General features: G+C 35.9%; 20 protein-coding genes and 1 pseudogene. 13 read left to right on the plus strand and 8 right to left on the minus strand.

Going from position 1 to position 16,654, the window contains the following annotated elements; translation table 11 throughout:
- Positions 1 to 264: 264 nt before the first annotated feature.
- The 9 genes and pseudogenes from AC1W31_RS17830 to AC1W31_RS17870 all read left to right on the plus strand — a co-directional run.
- A pseudogene (locus AC1W31_RS17830) lies at positions 265 to 750 on the plus strand (DUF3375 family protein); the annotation flags it as partial.
- A gap of 18 nt (positions 751 to 768) precedes the next feature.
- On the plus strand, positions 769 to 930 hold the full coding sequence (locus AC1W31_RS17835; RefSeq protein ID WP_481735845.1) for a hypothetical protein: 162 nt from the start codon (positions 769 to 771) through the stop codon (positions 928 to 930).
- A gap of 3 nt (positions 931 to 933) precedes the next feature.
- Positions 934 to 1,536, plus strand: a complete 603-nt coding sequence (locus tag AC1W31_RS17840; protein ID WP_481735846.1) for a DUF4194 domain-containing protein — start codon at positions 934 to 936, stop codon at positions 1,534 to 1,536.
- Positions 1,520 to 1,975, plus strand: coding sequence for an ATP-binding protein (locus AC1W31_RS17845; protein ID WP_481735847.1), 456 nt, complete (start codon positions 1,520 to 1,522; stop codon positions 1,973 to 1,975). The genes AC1W31_RS17840 and AC1W31_RS17845 overlap by 17 nt, the downstream gene beginning before the upstream one ends.
- Before the next feature lie 8 nt (positions 1,976 to 1,983).
- Positions 1,984 to 2,451, plus strand: coding sequence for a hypothetical protein (locus AC1W31_RS17850; protein ID WP_481735848.1), 468 nt, complete (start codon positions 1,984 to 1,986; stop codon positions 2,449 to 2,451).
- Between the two features lie 300 nt (positions 2,452 to 2,751).
- Positions 2,752 to 3,507, plus strand: coding sequence for a hypothetical protein (locus AC1W31_RS17855; protein WP_481735849.1), 756 nt, complete (start codon positions 2,752 to 2,754; stop codon positions 3,505 to 3,507).
- A 3-nt stretch (positions 3,508 to 3,510) separates the two neighbouring features.
- Positions 3,511 to 4,938, plus strand: a complete 1,428-nt coding sequence (locus AC1W31_RS17860) for an SbcC/MukB-like Walker B domain-containing protein (protein ID WP_481735850.1) — start codon at positions 3,511 to 3,513, stop codon at positions 4,936 to 4,938.
- A complete protein-coding gene (locus tag AC1W31_RS17865) occupies positions 4,925 to 5,338 on the plus strand; it encodes a hypothetical protein (RefSeq protein WP_481735851.1) in 414 nt (137 codons plus the stop codon). Before AC1W31_RS17860 ends, AC1W31_RS17865 begins: the two co-directional genes overlap by 14 nt.
- A gap of 15 nt (positions 5,339 to 5,353) precedes the next feature.
- The gene (locus tag AC1W31_RS17870) at positions 5,354 to 6,031 is read left to right on the plus strand and encodes a Wadjet anti-phage system protein JetD domain-containing protein (protein ID WP_481735852.1); all 678 of its coding nucleotides are present in this window, start codon (positions 5,354 to 5,356) and stop codon (positions 6,029 to 6,031) included.
- Between the two features lie 96 nt (positions 6,032 to 6,127).
- Here the strand turns inward: AC1W31_RS17870 and AC1W31_RS17875 are convergent, their stop codons facing one another.
- Both AC1W31_RS17875 and AC1W31_RS17880 read right to left on the minus strand, forming a co-directional pair.
- Entirely contained in the window at positions 6,128 to 7,102 is a 975-nt protein-coding gene (locus tag AC1W31_RS17875) for an SMP-30/gluconolactonase/LRE family protein (RefSeq protein ID WP_481735853.1), read from the minus strand.
- Positions 7,103 to 7,146: 44 nt separating this feature from the next.
- The gene (locus AC1W31_RS17880; RefSeq protein ID WP_481735854.1) at positions 7,147 to 8,232 is read right to left on the minus strand and encodes a mechanosensitive ion channel family protein; all 1,086 of its coding nucleotides are present in this window, start codon (positions 8,230 to 8,232) and stop codon (positions 7,147 to 7,149) included.
- Positions 8,233 to 8,335: 103 nt separating this feature from the next.
- Here AC1W31_RS17880 and AC1W31_RS17885 point away from each other — a divergent pair, with 103 nt between their 5' ends.
- From AC1W31_RS17885 to lptC, 3 genes are read left to right on the plus strand one after another with little or no spacing between them, the layout of a single operon-like run.
- Positions 8,336 to 9,076, plus strand: a complete 741-nt coding sequence (locus tag AC1W31_RS17885) for a type III pantothenate kinase (RefSeq protein ID WP_481735855.1) — start codon at positions 8,336 to 8,338, stop codon at positions 9,074 to 9,076.
- Between the two features lie 43 nt (positions 9,077 to 9,119).
- The gene (bamG, locus tag AC1W31_RS17890; protein ID WP_481735856.1) at positions 9,120 to 10,388 is read left to right on the plus strand and encodes a BamG family beta-barrel-assembly machinery protein; all 1,269 of its coding nucleotides are present in this window, start codon (positions 9,120 to 9,122) and stop codon (positions 10,386 to 10,388) included.
- A 31-nt stretch (positions 10,389 to 10,419) separates the two neighbouring features.
- A complete protein-coding gene (gene lptC, locus AC1W31_RS17895; protein WP_481735857.1) occupies positions 10,420 to 11,025 on the plus strand; it encodes an LPS export ABC transporter periplasmic protein LptC in 606 nt (201 codons plus the stop codon).
- Positions 11,026 to 11,100: 75 nt separating this feature from the next.
- Here lptC and AC1W31_RS17900 read toward each other — a convergent pair whose 3' ends face one another.
- The 4 genes from AC1W31_RS17900 to recN form a co-directional block, all read right to left on the minus strand.
- Positions 11,101 to 11,541, minus strand: coding sequence for a c-type cytochrome (locus AC1W31_RS17900; protein ID WP_481735858.1), 441 nt, complete (start codon positions 11,539 to 11,541; stop codon positions 11,101 to 11,103).
- Positions 11,542 to 11,565: 24 nt separating this feature from the next.
- Entirely contained in the window at positions 11,566 to 12,195 is a 630-nt protein-coding gene (locus AC1W31_RS17905; protein WP_481735859.1) for an SCO family protein, read from the minus strand.
- Positions 12,196 to 12,207: 12 nt separating this feature from the next.
- A complete protein-coding gene (locus tag AC1W31_RS17910) occupies positions 12,208 to 12,603 on the minus strand; it encodes a hypothetical protein (RefSeq protein ID WP_481735860.1) in 396 nt (131 codons plus the stop codon).
- Positions 12,604 to 12,714: 111 nt separating this feature from the next.
- Positions 12,715 to 14,403 (minus strand): DNA repair protein RecN, encoded by a 1,689-nt coding sequence (gene recN, locus AC1W31_RS17915; RefSeq protein ID WP_481735861.1) that lies wholly within the window; start codon positions 14,401 to 14,403, stop codon positions 12,715 to 12,717.
- Positions 14,404 to 14,531: 128 nt separating this feature from the next.
- Here recN and AC1W31_RS17920 point away from each other — a divergent pair, with 128 nt between their 5' ends.
- On the plus strand, positions 14,532 to 15,143 hold the full coding sequence (locus AC1W31_RS17920) for a hypothetical protein (RefSeq protein ID WP_481735862.1): 612 nt from the start codon (positions 14,532 to 14,534) through the stop codon (positions 15,141 to 15,143).
- On the opposite strand, the gene AC1W31_RS17925 is transcribed toward AC1W31_RS17920, so the two are convergent.
- The gene (locus AC1W31_RS17925) at positions 15,140 to 15,946 is read right to left on the minus strand and encodes a crotonase/enoyl-CoA hydratase family protein (protein ID WP_481735863.1); all 807 of its coding nucleotides are present in this window, start codon (positions 15,944 to 15,946) and stop codon (positions 15,140 to 15,142) included. The two genes, AC1W31_RS17920 and AC1W31_RS17925, sit on opposite strands and share 4 nt — an antisense overlap.
- Positions 15,947 to 16,072: 126 nt before the next feature.
- Positions 16,073 to 16,654: amino acid--tRNA ligase-related protein (locus tag AC1W31_RS17930; RefSeq protein ID WP_481735864.1), on the minus strand; the 582-nt coding region annotated here is incomplete at its 5' end.

The following is a 16,654-nucleotide window of genomic DNA, read 5'->3' on the forward strand; positions in this document are numbered from 1 at the left end:
TGCTTATGGATAGATTTTACTTTATATTTCTCTTCATAAGCTACACAAAATAAGTAAATAGTGATGATTTCTTCATCACTGATTTGACCTTCTTGCCCATTAGGGCTAAATCGCTGAACATTCCAGCGAAGATAGTCGTTATACTCTTCGCAGACGTAAAATTATAACTTGATAAGTAGGAGTTCGTGCATGAAATCCTAACTCAATTTAAACTACGTCTGTTTTTTTTTTGAATTATTTAACCCCTGATTCGCATACCTTAATGATCCACAGCAAAAACAAGAACTTGACAAATTGATTAAAAAAGTTTTTGAATTGATGCAAGATAGGGATATTCGTCCCGAAGATAAAATTTTGAAAAAAATTTGGTTGTATTTGAACATTGAAGGTCGGAAAGTGAATGAATCATTTGATTCATTGATGAAAAAGCTTCAAAAAATCATTTCGAAAAAAAATGTTATGGAACGTCGTAAATCGCTCATGTTGATTAATGAGATTAAGACTTTGGCTTTTGAGGTTATCAATAAATCACCGCAGAATATGATTTTTCTTGAAATTGAAGATAGTGCTGACTATATTTCCACTGATGTTTATGTGAGTTTGGAAGAACATAATAGTAATATTATTCCTCGAAGTTTATCAGTTGTTAAAGATGATTCTACCATTGATTTACAACAATTAATGAGTAAAACGGTTGATAAATCGGTTTTATTGGCAAATATTAAGCTAATATTACGTGAAAATTCGTAAGTAACTCTGAAGAAAATTGTGGAAGAATACGGTCTGAAATATGGTTTATCGGAGTTGATGGCTTATGGAGCTATTGCGTCTCAGTCGGAAAAACGTTTGATTAATGATAAACAAAAAGAAGCCTTTGAGATTGGTTCTGGGCGTATTGTTGAGTTTCCTGAAATTATTTTTTGTAGATAAATTATGACAACACCTTATTCTTCTGCCATCGTTAAATTTATGCAAAAACGTGCAATTTACGATGATGACCGTAAATATTGGAGTATATTACAACAGCATGAAACGGCAATCCGTGAGTATTTCGCCGTGATTGGATTGGAGATTGAACTCAATCGAACAGATGGATATGCTCGTCTTAAACAGAAAGAATTTGGTGAAGATGAGGTAAATATTCCGATTAAATTGATTAGTAAAATTGCCTTAACGTATGAACAAAGTTTACTCTGCGTGATTTTGAGGGATATGTTAGAGGAGAATGAAACTCGTATTCAAGGAGGAAATAGTAGTAAATTGTTTGTTACGGGTGAGCAAATTAGGAGTAAAATTGAATTATTTTTTAAAGACCAGACAAATAAAAAGGCTTTGATTGGTAAACTGGATACTTTAATTGATAAAATGAAAGATTTAGATTTCTTGAATATTGGTAGAGAGGATAAATCAGTTAGGGGTGAACTTAAAGCAGTTAATAATCAATATGAAATTAAGACAATTTTAAGAGCGAAAATTAGTAATGATAAACTCGAAGAATTTAAGATAAAACTACAACACTATGCTGACTCTATTTGATACTAATTCTACACATTCGGGCTATCGGCTCAAAACATTTGAAGTCTTTAATTGGGGAACTTTCCACCAAGGCAAATCGGAACAAGATATTTGGAAACTTTCCCTTGAGGGGAATAATACGCTACTCACTGGAGCAAATGGTTCTGGAAAAACGACTCTCGTTGATGGATTATTAAGCCTTTTGGTTAATCCTCAAAAACGATTTTTCAATCAATCTTCTGGTGTTAAAAAAGACCGAACGGAGGAATCCTACGTTGAGGGGCATTTTGGACGTACTCAGAATGCTGAACAAACGAATTCTAAGGTCGAGAAATTGCGAACAAATCGTCAGGAGACTTATTCAATAATTCTTGGTGTTTTTACGAATCCTTCGAGTGTGCCGATTACGTTGGTACAAGTTCGATGGTTTAACAATAGTGGCTTGCAAAAAAATACTTGATTGCCAAAATGGAATTGTCTATTGCTGAGCATATCAAATTTGGAAGTGATGGTGCTTGGTTAAGATCTTTGAAACGTCAGTGTAATACAAAAATTGACGATTTTGATTCTTTTCCAAAATATGCTACAACTTTTCAACGATTATTTGGGATGAAAAGCGACAAGGCTTTGACGCTTTTTAATCAAACCGTAGGCATGAAAGTTTTGGGTAATTTAGATGAATTTATCCTAACAAATATGCTTGAAGAAAGTACAGCGGAGTCAGATTTTGGTAAATTAATGGATAATTATCAGACGCTTTTAATGTCGTATCAAGCACTTGAAAAAGCACGAATTCAGTTAGACTTATTGAAACCAATTAATGATTTTAATGAAAAATATCAAAGTTTGGTGTCTGATTTAGAGATGCTTATGAATCAAAAGAGGTTGTTAGAACCTTGGTTTGCTCAACAGCAAATGGGACTCTGGGAGAGATAAATAGAGAGACAAGACCGAGAAGGTGATAGGTTAATCAAAAAGTTAGGAGAACAGGAACAAGAATTAGGAGATGCAGTCGATAAATGGATTCAATTAGAGGTTTCAATCGGAAATAATCAGGTTGACCAACAAATAAAATCGTTAGAACGTGATATAAAAGATGCAGAAAAAAGCAAGAAAGAGAAATATAGTAATTCGGAAGCCTATAATCGTCTTGCCAGAAAATTAGGATTTATTGAGAATCCAGATGAGTTACTTTTTACGCAAAACCAAGAAAATGCAATCGTTTTACAGCCAGATTTGAAAGACCAAAAATTAGCTTTGGATAATCAAAGATATGAAGTTAGAATAAACTTAAAAGTTAAGGAGATAGAATTTGAAAGGATTTTCGAAGAAATCAAACAACTTGAAAATAGTACGAGTAAAATTACGGGTCGGGTGGCTGAAATACGACAAGAAATTTTGAAAGCAGTTGAAGTTTCGGAAACGGAAATCCCTTTTGTTGCAGAAATTATTCAAGTAAAACCAGAAGAAAAAAAGGTTTGGAATAATGCCATTGAAAAGGTTTTACACGGTTTGGGTCTATGTTTACTTGTTCCTGATAAATATTATTCTGAAGTCAATTCATACATACATTCGCAAAGGGATTTGAGAGGTAAAATCGTATATTTTAAAGTTGAAGGTAAAATTCCTACAACATTATTTAAGGATAATCGACCTTTTGTCGTAACAAAGTTAGACTTTAATCCTAAAAGTAAATTTGTTGATTGGGTTGAAAATCAGATAGTTAGTAGATTTGGGTATTTTTGTACGGAGAATTTGTCTGAGTTTGAACGTTGTGAAAAGGCTTTAATGCCTTCGGGATTAGTGAGAAATAAAAATCGACATGAACGTGATGATAATGCAGCTAATCGACATATTTTGGGTTGGGATAATCGGGAATTATTGGGAAGTTTGAAGCGGAAAGGTACTGAATTGAGTGGCGAAATTACGAAGTTAGAAAAACATAAAAAAAGGCTTGATGATGATGTTATAGAAATTGAAGGGAAAGAATAAAACTTGAATTTCTTTCTTAAAGCAGATGATTTTTCCACCTTAAATTGGCAAAGAGATGCTTTGAAAATTACGGCCTTAACCAAAGATAAAGAAGTTTTGGAGAGTTCGAATGTTTCTTTAAAAGAGATGAAAAAGCAGTTAGAAGATTTGAAGAAGAGGATTGAAAAATTAGATAAAGAAAAACAGGCAACATATTTAGCTCATAATCGGATTGAAGGAGTAATTGAAACGTTGAAAGAGCAACAAAGAAATCAAGCATTTTTCATTGAAAATTTTGATTCTGAAAACCATAAAAATGAATTGAAACAAGTAGATGAAATAACGGTTGATTTGTTGAATATGCTTGATTATCAAGATTTTAACAAAATAAAAAGTGCTTTTTATGTAAAAATACAAGAGCAGATTACGGATTTAGGAACTCAGAAAAATGCGCAAGAAAGAAATATTCGGGTGGTGATGTGGGAGTATAAAAATCCTAAAAAAGAAATTCAAGATAAATTTACAGACTGGAATAGTGATATATATAATTTGAAAGCTGAAATTGACCAATTGCCCGAATACTTGGATTTATATGAACAAATCAAAACGCAAAATTTAGAGGAATTAGAGAAACGTTTCAGAGATGAATTTAAGGATGGTGTGGTTAGAAATTTATCCGATTTTTGTGCAAAATTGGAGGAGCAGCACGACAAAATTATTGATACAATTGACGAAATCAATGAAACTTTAATTAACATTCCTTTCAATCAGAATCCTGATACTTTTATTCAACTGGAACGGGTTGATACGAAAACTCCGATGATTCGGGATTTTAGGAATATTGACATGGTAAATTGGCGAGCTGACCGTTCAAAAATCGCCTTAGCCCAAGACCCAAAAGAAGCGGATATTGCTCATTTTGTGGAACGAATAAAACCATTTGTTGAGCAATTACAAAAAGAAGAAAAATGGCGTAGAGAGGTAACGGACGTGCGAAAATGGTCAGATTTTAAGGCGAAAGAATCTTTCAAAACCGATAACCACGTGAGGCGAATTTATGAGAGTTCGGAGGGATTATCAACGGGTGAAAAGGCTCAATTAACGTATGCTATTTTGATTTCATCTATTGCCAATCAGTTTGGCATTAATCGTGAACACAACAATAATTGGTCATTTCGGTTTATTGTTGTTGATGAAGCCTTCGCAAATTTGGATGATAATAAATCTGAATATTTGCTGAAATTATGTAAAAGTCTGGGCATTCAGTTGATGTCAATTACCCCTCAAAATGCCATTCAGTTGGTTGAGGACTATGTTTCGGTTATTCATTGGGTTACGAAAGGCAAACAAGATAGTCGGATATCAACGGTAAGAGATATTCCGATTTTGGAATATAAAGAACGTAAAGAGGAATTTATAGAAGAAGAATCTTTGGAATATGATAACGCTTAATGAGTTAAAAAATAAGGCAAATCGCCAGTACGAGAAGGTTTTGAAGTCTTACTTTTCGGAAGAAGATTTATTCCCGATGTTGATTCCATCGAGTAAGGAATTAGAAAAAAATGAAGGGTTTGATTATATTTTTGAGCAACAGAAGGAATTATTAATCAATTCTAAAAATAAAATTGGCTTTGGATATTGGTTAACTTTAAAAGAAAATCTAAAAACAAGGCAAAGCGAGATTAGCAAAATTGAATTTGAAAGTAAATTAGATTTCTTGCAATTTATTGGTAAATGTGCTGATTATCAGGAGTTTATTAATACAGTTGATGTAATTTTAGAAAGTATTGCAGCACTAAAAGGAATACTTGAAAGGTCTCCAAAAATTGTAAATGAGAATCTGGATAATTGAGCGGATTTACTAAAAGTGTGTCATTATTTTTTGCAGAATCCACAGCCAAATTTGTATTTACGAAGTCTTCCAATAAATGTATCTACGAAATTTATTGAAACACATCAAGGAATTTTGAAAACGTTACTTGATTTTCTAATTCCAGCCTATATTAAGAGCGAAGAAACCAATTTCTTCAAACGCTTTCATCTTCAAATTGAAGAACAAAATATCAAAATTCGCTTTCATGATGATTCGTTAAGACTTCACCCAAATCTTAGTTATCTGAGTGTTTGGCAAAGTGAATTTAAGGGTATTGACCTTCGGTGCGAGAAAATTTACATTATTGAAAATCTTACCACTTTTCTGTCATTTCCATCTAATAATCAGAGTATTGCCATTTGGGGAGGTGGTTTTGCGGTTAATTTATTGGCTGAAATTGATTGGTTTCACGATAAAAAACTCTATTATTGGGGTGATATTGACATTCATGGTTTTCAGATTTTAGACCAAATTAGACGCTATTATCCAGCAATTGAATCGTTTTTAATGGATGAAAAAACGTTTAACCAATATCATTGTGGAGAAATAGGAGGGATGTATAACATGGTTTTGTTAAAGAACTTAACTGTCTCAGAAAAATTACTTTATGATATGGTTTTGAAGTATAACTGGAGATTAGAACAGGAGAAAATTACGAATATTTTTCAATGATTTTTTGTTGGACACAGACGCCTGCGGCAACATGGATTTTCACTGATTTTTTTATTGATGGCATGACTTTTTAAGTCATGCCATCAATGTATAACCCTAAAATCCTACGCCAACAGTCAAAGTCCTAATCCTACAAACATACATATTTGCGGTGATATAAAGCGTAGAACCATCATCTCCCCATGCACAGTTGGCGGTAGGTTCGTTGGTGTCGATTCTGCCTAAGAGTTTTCCTTCGGGCGAAATAATTAATATGCCTCCTGGGCCGGTGGCGAATAAATTCCCTTTTTTGTCTAATTTTAGTCCATCAGGTAAGCCTTGTAATTTTCCTTCTTTCACAACTGTTGTAGCATCATAAAATACCTTCCCTTTTGCTAAACTTCCATCATTTTGAACGGGATATGCCATAATAATTGCTCGGTCGGGGTCGGATTGGGCAACGTATAGTGTCTTCTCATCGGGTGAGAAGGCTAATCCGTTGGGACGTTGCAATTCTGCCGTGGCAATAGTCACTTTTCCATCCGTTCCGATGCGATATACGCCAAAAATATCCGACTCACGGGTTTGGTCGTTTTCGTGTTTGTCGAGTCCATAAGGTGGATCGGTGAAGTAATATGCACCGCTTGAATGTTGAACGACATCGTTGGGACTGTTGAACCTTTTACCCTGAAAATTATCTGCTAAAGTGCGTTTTCCGCCTACTTCTAATGGCATTGCCGATACTCTTCGGTCGCCGTGTTCGCAGGCTACTAATTCTCCTTTTTGATTGATAATTAAGCCGTTACTGCCTGGTTCGTTACTATATCTGCCCATGCCTGTATAACCCGAAGGTTCCAGAAATGGGGTTGCCAATCTATCGCCGTCATTCCAACGATAAATGGTGTTGGCGGGAACGTCTGAAAAGAGTAAATATCCACCATTTTTCACCCAAACTGGCCCTTCCGTCCATTGATAACCAGATGATAATACCTCAATTTTAGCATCTGAGGCAATGAGTTTATCAAGTTCGGGGGCAATTCTGATTACTTTACCCAAAGTTGGATAGTTAGTTTGTGCGCACGTGGCTGCCATACAACAAGTTATTAGGAGGGTTGATAAGATTGTTTTCATATTATTTATTCAGCAAATGGTTTGAAAATTGGATGGGCAAATTTTGTTTCGTTGGTTTTTATAATTGCCATAATTTGATAGTTGATTTGTTCTTTAATTTGATTGAATAATTTTGAATCATTGGTAGCGATATTATAAGAAACCAAAATGTCCAATGAGCTCTCACCAAATCCTCCGAAACGGGTGATGCCTGGGTCTTTTTTATAGTTAAGTTCTTGATTATGAACAACCTGATTTATTTCTTCGATGATTTTTTCTAAAATATCGACGGAAGTGTCTGACTGTAATTTTACGGTATACTTTGCCCGCATGAATTTTCTTTTGGTCTGATTTTCAAGGGCTTGAGCCGTTAAAAGTCGGTTTGGAATACTTATCAGACTGCCATCTCCTGTGCGTATGCGGGTACTGCGAAAACCAATATTTTCCACATCGCCCGATACTTTATCCAATTGGATATTATCGCCGACTACAAAAGGTAAATCTAAAAATAATGTAAATGAGGCAAAAAGATTTTCCAGTGTTTCTCGGGCGGCTAAAGCAATGGCGAGTCCGCCAATGCCCAAACCAGTTACCAAAGCCACAACATCCACTTTGAAAACTACGCCCAAAAGGAAGAAAATGGTCAAAATGGAAATGCCAACGACTACTAAATCTCTGAAAAATGGAATAAATTGGTCGTCCAACTTCGACTCCGTTAAGGCAGTTCGTTCTTGAAAAATTAAAGCAATAAACTTCGTAATTCTGACTAAAACCCATGAAACTGCAAAAATAAATACGCCTTGAAATCCTCGGAATAATATCATTTTTATGCCAAATACTTCTTGTGAAGGCAGGTGCCAAGAAGCTGGAAAATGAGTAAAACTGGAAGCTAAGTATAAGACTATCAGCGTGATAAATAGTCGAATTGGTTTCCTGAGTATCTCCACAAAAGTACGAATCGGGATGCTATCGTGGCGAATAAAACGGTAGAGAATTCTACTGAAATAATCGGCTAAAAATCGTCTGAATAATAATCCGAAAATTAGTATACCCGATAACCACAGGATGTCAACGACTTTATTTTCAAGAAATTCAGATTCTAAATATTGCATTTTTAAAGGTTTAAATGAAATGTAAAGTTAATTTATTCTAATTGTTGAAAGACATTAATCAAAGAAAAAGTAATTTTGTTAAAATAATGATTAAAAATATCAGATGAATTTATCCATAGATTTAGGAAATACGTACGCAAAAACGGGACTTTTCTCGGAAGGGAAATTGGTGGAAGCCAATTGGAATTTGACCTATCAAGAACTTGTTGATTACGTGCAAAGTATTCACCCTCAATATATTATGACTTCTTCGGTAAGTTATTCGGAAGAACAATTAATGGATGAATTTTCTAAAATAACGCCTGATATTTACCTACTAAAAAGCACTACACCCGTGCCCATTTCCAAACTCTATTACACACCCGAAACCTTGGGTGCCGACCGTGTTGCGGCGGCAATTGGGGCGAAAGTTTTATATCCTCAAAATAACTGCTTAGTAATTGATATGGGAACGTGTATTACCTACGATTTAGTGGATGAAAATAATAATTTTCAAGGCGGAATTATTTCCCCTGGCGTGCGTATGAGATTTAAAGCCATGAATACCTTTACGAAACGTTTACCGTTATTAGAACCTGAAGAAATTCCGTCATTGATTGGTAAAAACACGAAGCACGCTATGCAAAGTGGTGTTATGAATGGATTGTTGGCAGAAATAAATGGGCTTATTGAAGAGTATGGCAAGGTTTTAACAAATATTAACGTCATTTTGTGTGGTGGAGATGCCACTTACTTTGCAAACCGCATAAAATACCCGAACTTTGTAGTCCCAGAATTGGTGCTGATTGGACTTAACAGAATTTTAGAATATAATGTTGAACATAAAAAAAACAATAGGTTTTAGTGAACTCTCACGACTTAAAACTAATTTTTCCCCAAAGAATTTAATGAAAGTAACCGCTTACTGTTTACTGCTAATGGCTAACTGCCTACTGTTTACCTTCAAAACTAACGCACAGCAAACAAATTCACCTTTCTCTTATTTGGGCATTGGCGAAGTTTATACGGGCGGAACTGCTATTCATTCAATGATGGGAGGTTTAGGAGTGGCCAATTCAAATGGTATTTATGTTAATACTTTGAATCCCGCTTTGTTGGCTCGAAATCGTTATACTGTTTTTGAAATGGGTGTAAAGATGGAAGGAAAATCTATGCAAAATGATAGACAACTTTCTAATACGTTTGATGGAACCTTGAACCCTATTACGTTAGCGTTACCAGTTTCGTCAAGGTGGACTTTGGCTTTGGGATTAGCTCCCTATAGTACGGTGAACTATAAAACTTTTACCTCGCAAAAATTGACTATCGTCGGTACAGATAGTGTTACTTACTCATACATTGGGGATGGTGGTTTGAATAAAGCGGTTATTTCTAATGGAGTTAGAGTTCTTAAGGATATGTATGTGGGCTTGGAAACGGCCTATCTTTTTGGGGTAATTAATCGTAATGTTTCTACGCAAAATTTGAGTGATGGGCAACGTTATCAAGTAACCTTGGCTGACCGTACTAATTATTCGGGTGTGCATTTTAAATTAGGATGGGCTTGGAGACCAAAATTGAATAAAGACTACTTCCTTAATCTTGGTGCAACGGCTGAATTTGGACAAAGTGTTGGGGCGAAATCCTTGAAAAGATTTACCATTAATAATTCAAGCGCCCAACAAGTTAATGCAGATACCTTGAAACAGCTTTCGGGAAATTTCTCATTACCAGCTACTTATAGATTCGGAATTAGCCTTGAAAAACCAGCAAAATTATTAGTATCACTTGATTATTCAATGACACAATGGTCTGGTTATCAAAACCTTAATGGTTCTTCTGAGAATTTAAAAAATGCTTCTACTATTGCCTTAGGAGCTGAATTTATTCCTCAATTTGATGCCTTAAACGGATATTTTAATCACGTAATGTACCGTGCAGGTTTAAATTATACTACTTCTCCATATTCAATTAACGGTGGAAGTCAAGCAACAGATATGAGTTTTTCAGTGGGAGCTTCATTTCCTCTGAGAACAATTTCATATATCAACGTGGCATACGTGAGAGGGAAAAGAGGAACTTTTGCAACAACTGGTATTGAAGAAGTTTATAATAAAATCGTTATTGGATTTTCGTTGGGAGATTTCTATTGGTTCCGTAAACCTAAAATTGATTAATATTAATTTGAAAATGTATTCATTCGAAAATTTGAAAATAAAATTAAATGCCGTGGTCTGTGTTTTCGCAGACCACTTTTGTTGCTATATGTCATTGAAAAATGTTATTACTTACTGCCTACTGCCTTCTTTCTTCTGCTCACTAATTTCTTGCGACGATGACAAAAAAGTGGTCAAAAAAGAGGAATACAAGGGACCAATTTCAGAAGTTTATGGCATTAATATGACCTATTCAGATTCGGCGAGATTGGTGGTTAGAATGACTACTGATGTGCAATTAACGATGGCTTCGGAAGATAAGATTTTTCCAAAAGAGATTAGAATTTTCTTTTTTGATAAATTTGGTAATAATACCACGAAATTAAGAGGAGACTCTGCTCGATTTATTCGGGCCAAAAACCTCTACCGAGTGATGGGAAGAGTACAAATTGATAATCAGGTAAAACACGAAGTGCTGGAAACGCCTGAGTTATTTTGGAATCCTGAAACGAAGAAAATTTATACGGATAAACAAGTGGATATTAAAACCCCCGACCAAGTATTGCACGGTATGGGGATGGATTCTAATCAAGATTTTACGGATTATACCATAAGAAAAGTTACTGGCGTAGTGAGCGTGAAAAGCTTACCGCAGTAATTTTTTCGATGCTTGATATTCGTTTTTCGATGTATGGAAACGACCATTGAAAAACGAACATCAAACATCGAAAGGCTATTTTTTACAATCTTCTAATAGCTTCTGCACACTTTTTACATCGGTAATTACCTTTTCATTTCCCCATTCATTGTAGATGTACGTAGCAATCTCGGCTACATCCAAAGCCTGTAATTGGGTATTTGCGGGCATTGGTTGGCGGTAAGTTTTGCCATTAACCACGATGGTATCTTTCAAGCCATTTCGCATCGAACAGAGTACTAATTCTTTATTCTTTTTAAGGAAATCTGAACCTGCAATGGGTGGATAAAGTCCTGCTAAACCTTGTCCATTGTCTTGGTGGCAATTGGCACAATGCGTTTTATAAAGCGCTTGACCGTCAATGTAATATTGTTTTAATTTGACATCTTCTTGACTGCATGAAGTGGTAAGTAATGAGCATTGAGCGATGAGCAGAAGGTAAGAAAATTTTGGCAGTTTTTTTGTTATAATATTCATTTTTGGTTTTTTTAAATCGCTAACTCACAACTCCTTCAATAATACCTCCATATCCTTCATCAATTTATCCACTTTCTCAGGCTCAGTCCCATCATAAATCCCTCTGATATGTCGGTTTTTATCAACTAAAATAAATGCTCCGCTGTGAACAATTCCACCTGGTTGACTTGGGTCATCGGTGGCAGAAACCATGTAGCTTTTTTGTCCGATTTCGTAAATTTTGGCTTTATCGCCCGTGACCATCTGCCACATTTTTGATTTAATTCCTAAATTGTTCATAAACTCCCGAAGCACAGCGGGCGTGTCATGACGTGGGTCTATTGTATGGGAAAGAATGGCTACTTTTGGATTGTCCTTAAACTTCTCATAAATCCGCAACATTTGGGTTTTCATCTTCGGGCAAATCGTTGGACAAGTCGTAAAAAAGAAGTCTGCCACGTATATTTTACCTGCATAATCCTTCTGGGTAATGTTGGAAGAATCTTGGTTAATAAACTCAAAATCAGGTATTTGATGATAAAGTGTGTCGGTAATTTGCTTTCCATCAACCATTTTTACGACTGCTTCTTTATTGCCGAGAATTGGAAGTTTTTCGGGTTTTGTGTTGCAGGATGATAGGAATAGGAAAAAATATAAATAATTTGATAGTTTCATTTTTGTGTCTGTTTACTTCCCTAAAAAGCCCTTAGCCTCCTCTATACTCTTGTCAGTCAGTACTTTAACTTCTGTTATTTTAGTTTTTTGGTTGGCGAAATATTTACTAATTTCTACTTCTGATTTACCCTTCACAGATTCCGAATCATAGTTTTCCATCCAATCCATCATCTGATTATCCGCTATATCCAAGGCAGAATACAGTTTTTTAGCTTTAACAGAATCGGGCGAAACTTTGATAGCAGAATCCAAACTACTTTTCAAAGACATAATATCGTCCATCTTGGGCATTATCTCATCATGAACCGCCATGACTTCATTAATCATCGTTTTCTGCTTGTCCTCTGTATTCTTTTGGCAAGCCGTCAACGTGGCAAAAAGGGCAATTGTGACTATTATTTTTTTCATAATTGTACAGTTAGTTGAAATGAATTTACTTCATCAATCAAAAAAAATCCTTTTAAATCTGTGCAGTTCGACGATTCGATTGCCGAACGCATTTGTGTCATAATAATTTGATTACAAATCTAATTTATAATTCATCTTATCGACTAAATGTTTACTCAAAATCTCCCTTGCGTTGTCCACAATAGCTTTTGAAGGATTTTGTCCACCAATCATTTGGGCAATTTCCATCACTCTTTCCTCATTCGTTAACTTTTTGATGCGAGAAACAGTTTTGGCTGATGAGTTATCTTTATAAACAAAATAATGAGCCGAACCCTGTGCCGCAATTTGGTGCAAATGCGTAATGGCAATCAATTGGTGACTACGACTCATTTCACGCATCATATTACCTACTTTTATCGAAACTTCGCCCGAAATACCCGTATCAATTTCATCAAAAATGATGGTTGGTAAGGCTCTTTTATTAGCTAAAATATATTTTATCGCCAACATCAAACGACTAAATTCACCGCCCGAAGCCACATTTTTGATGGGTTGCGGCTTAATTCCTTTATTGGCAGAAAATAGTAAATTGATGGTATTCAGACCATTAGGTGTTGGTTTGATGATTTCGTTATTAATGTTCAAGCTGGCATTGGGCATTCCCAAATCTTTCAATAAATCCGAAATTTGTTTTTCGATAACGGGTAAGACGGCAATGCGAGATTTCGACAATGCTTCGCCCGATTTAATCATCGTTTTTTCGGTTTTTTCAACGTTGGCCTTGGCTTTTTCGAGTGCTTCATCAATGTTTAAAACCTTGCTAACTTTCTTGTCCAAATCATCCTGAATGGCCATTAATTCACGGTCAGTTTTTACTTGATGTTTCTGCAAAAGATTATACAGTGAATCGAGTCGTTGTTGAATAATTGAGATTTTTTCATTATCCAATTCCACTTCTTCCGCCTCAGACTCTACTTCTACAGCAATGTCTTTTAGTTCAATTAAACAGCTTTGCAAACGGTTTCGTAACTGCTCATATTGTTCTCCGAAGCCGCTGATTCCGTTGAAATTGGCAACAGCGCTGGTCAAAAACGTGATGATTGATTGCTCTGGGTCATTCAAATATTCAGTCGCCAATAACAATTTGGATTTGACTTCCTCGGCATTTTCGAGTTTGTTTAACTCCAATTCTAAGCCTTCTAATTCATTGTTTTTTAGTTTTACTTTTTGCAATTCATCCAGTAGAAAAGCATTATAATCAAACTCTTTTTTAGATTCCTTGGCTTCGCTCAATAACTGCTCATAAGTTCGATTAGCTTTATTATAGGTCTGATAATCAGCTTTATATTTATCAAGAAATTCGTTGTTTTGGGCAAAAGTATCCACAATTTGGAGTTGATAATCATTCGCTCCCAACAGTAAATTATCGTGCTGAGAATGCACGTCCATCAGTTGTGAAGTTACCTTACGGAGTGTCTCCAAATTTACGGGTGTGTCATTGACAAAGGCACGGGTTTTACCTTGGGGAGAAATCTCTCGTCGGATGATGCAATGGTCTTCATAATCCAACTCTTCTTCCTCAAAAATACTCCGAATAATATAGCCCGAAATATTAAATTCACCTTCAATTACACATTTTTCACTCGGATTATAGAGCGTGCGAGTATCGGCACGATTGCCCAATAATAGGCCAATAGCTCCCAACATGATGGATTTTCCCGCACCCGTTTCGCCCGTGATGATGTTCAAGGCACGGTCGGGTGCAAAGTCCAAATGCTCAATGAGAGCGTAGTTTTTTATTTGTAAGTTTGTTAGCATTTGACTGTGAGGTCGTGAGATTTTGTTTGTAATTCGCACACAAAGTTAAAAATACAATTTCATATTTAGATTCTCTGATAATACATCAATTAAAATTTCTAATATCTTTGTTTAAAAATCATCAAATTATGGTAGGATTTAACGAAAAAGCTCATCAATTGGGTTTCAGTCGATTCTCGGATATTCCAGAACACCTTGTTTATGAAGAATGGGATGGTGTCCCAATTCTTTATAAAGGAATAAAAACGTATGCGCTACAAAATTACAACCTTAAGCAACTCGAAATGGGAAGTAGTATTTTTCAATCACTTATTATAGAATTTATTTTGGGACAATTGTACGATGCAATTAATCGTAAAATATATGCCATTGTTACTAATGAACCTGGTTTACATTTGGGTTATCGTAACAATATTTCTAATGACATTGCCATTATTGAGCGAAATCGTATTCAAAACAAAAGGTCTGTAAAATATGCCAATGTGCCTCCAAAAGTAGCCATTGAAGTGGATGTCAGAGCTGATTATGAACAAGAATTTGAGAGTTTTAATGATTATATCAATCAAAAAACGCAAAAATTATTAGACTTTGGCGTTGAGAAAGTGATCTGGATTCTCTCTTCAGAATTGCAAGAAGTAAGAGTTTCTACTTTATCTCAAACAAGTATTCATGCTTGGACTGACACCATTGAAATCTTAGATGGCGTAACGTTTTGTTTGAATGATATGGATTTGAGTTAGCCTTCAAAAACTCCATCTCTCTTCCCCATTTTTGCCTCAAAAGCCTCTTGTAAATCAGCTGAGAGCAACATGGCTGCATTCCAAGTTGCCATATAATTAAGTCCATCGGCCACGGAATGGTCACGAGTGTGGAGGAGAATATGTTTTATTCCCCTAATAGATAACGGAGATTTTTGGGCAATCGTTTCGGCAATTTTCATTACTTCTGCCATCATGGTGGTTTTGTCCGAAAATGAACGGTTTACGATGCCAATTCGCTCTGCTTCTTGCCCGCCAACGTTGCGTCCTGTGTATGCCATTTCTCGCACCATTCCTTCACTAATGAGCTTTGGTAAACGTTGGAGCGTTCCCAAGTCTGCAACCATGCCCATGTCAATTTCTTTAATCGTGAAATAGGCATCGTCCGTGCAGTAACGCATATCACATCCACAAACTAAATCTATGCCACCGCCAATACAACCGCCATGAATTGCTACTAAAACGGGCTTTGAACAGTTTTCAATGGCATTAATTGGGGCTTGCAATTTCAAGACATTTTTACGTAAATTCTCTCGTTTGCGACCTTCACATTTGGTATTATTTTGAGAAACTGACATCAATAAACTAAGGTCAATGCCAGCACAGAAATTTTTGCTTTCCCCGCCTTCCAAAACGACTACTCGCACATCTGCATTTTCGTCAAGATATTCAAAAACCTCCGTAATTTCATCCCAAGCAGCTTGATTGAGGGCATTCATTTTATCAGGACGATTGATTGTGACGTGGGCAATGTGGTTTTGAATCGTTAATTTGAGGGTTTCCATGTTTTGAGAAGTGTTTTTTGTGATAGATGAAGTTATTGAATGTTTTTGAATAAAGCAAAATGGATTGCAAAAAAGGACGGCTTCACTCAAAGCGAAGCCGTCCTTAAAAGTTAATTATATGTTTTCCTAAACCACCGTTCGAATTTTTAATTCATTCAATTGTTTATCATCAATGGTTGAAGGTGAATCAATCATTACGTCTCTTCCTGAATTGTTTTTAGGGAAGGCAATAAAATCACGGATTGAATCTGAACCGCCAAATAATGAACAAAGTCTATCGAAACCGAAGGCTAAACCACCGTGCGGAGGCGCTCCGTATTCAAAGGCATCCATCAAAAATCCGAATTGATGTTTGGCTTCTTCGTCAGTAAATCCTAAAACGCCGAACATTTTTGCCTGCAATTCTTTCTGGAAAATACGAATTGAACCACCACCAACTTCAACGCCATTGATAACTAAATCATAGGCATTGGCTCTGATTTTTCCTAATTCGCCCGTTTCCAAATATTGCATATCCTCTGGTTTTGGACTGGTGAATGGATGGTGCATAGCAAACCATCTGTCGTCCGCTTCGCCGTATTCCAATAACGGGAAATCCACAACCCAATGGGCAGCGTATTTCTTTGGGTCACGAAGTCCCAAACGATTACCCATCTCTAAACGTAATTCGTTCAACTGCTTACGAACTTTGTCGCCATCGCCAGGCAG

The sequence above is a fragment of the Arcicella sp. genome, from assembly GCF_964672035.1.

Bases quoted from the DNA above. Each gene is read 5' to 3' on its own strand.
- AC1W31_RS17880 (WP_481735854.1), bottom strand. From the start codon at position 8,232: ATGCAATATTTAGAATCTGAATTTCTTGAAAATAAAGTCGTTGACATC.
- AC1W31_RS17875 (WP_481735853.1), bottom strand. From the start codon at position 7,102: ATGGCAGCCACGTGCGCACAAACTAACTATCCAACTTTGGGTAAAGTA.
- AC1W31_RS17885 (WP_481735855.1), top strand. From the start codon at position 8,336: ATGAATTTATCCATAGATTTAGGAAATACGTACGCAAAAACGGGACTT.
- AC1W31_RS17845 (WP_481735847.1), top strand. From the start codon at position 1,520: ATGCTGACTCTATTTGATACTAATTCTACACATTCGGGCTATCGGCTC.
- AC1W31_RS17905 (WP_481735859.1), bottom strand. From the start codon at position 12,195: ATGAAACTATCAAATTATTTATATTTTTTCCTATTCCTATCATCCTGC.
- AC1W31_RS17910 (WP_481735860.1), bottom strand. From the start codon at position 12,603: ATGAAAAAAATAATAGTCACAATTGCCCTTTTTGCCACGTTGACGGCT.
- AC1W31_RS17900 (WP_481735858.1), bottom strand. From the start codon at position 11,541: ATGAATATTATAACAAAAAAACTGCCAAAATTTTCTTACCTTCTGCTC.
- AC1W31_RS17920 (WP_481735862.1), top strand. From the start codon at position 14,532: ATGGTAGGATTTAACGAAAAAGCTCATCAATTGGGTTTCAGTCGATTC.
- bamG (WP_481735856.1), top strand. From the start codon at position 9,120: ATGAAAGTAACCGCTTACTGTTTACTGCTAATGGCTAACTGCCTACTG.
- AC1W31_RS17840 (WP_481735846.1), top strand. From the start codon at position 934: ATGACAACACCTTATTCTTCTGCCATCGTTAAATTTATGCAAAAACGT.
- AC1W31_RS17850 (WP_481735848.1), top strand. From the start codon at position 1,984: ATGGAATTGTCTATTGCTGAGCATATCAAATTTGGAAGTGATGGTGCT.
- AC1W31_RS17865 (WP_481735851.1), top strand. From the start codon at position 4,925: ATGATAACGCTTAATGAGTTAAAAAATAAGGCAAATCGCCAGTACGAG.
- recN (WP_481735861.1), bottom strand. From the start codon at position 14,403: ATGCTAACAAACTTACAAATAAAAAACTACGCTCTCATTGAGCATTTG.
- AC1W31_RS17925 (WP_481735863.1), bottom strand. From the start codon at position 15,946: ATGGAAACCCTCAAATTAACGATTCAAAACCACATTGCCCACGTCACA.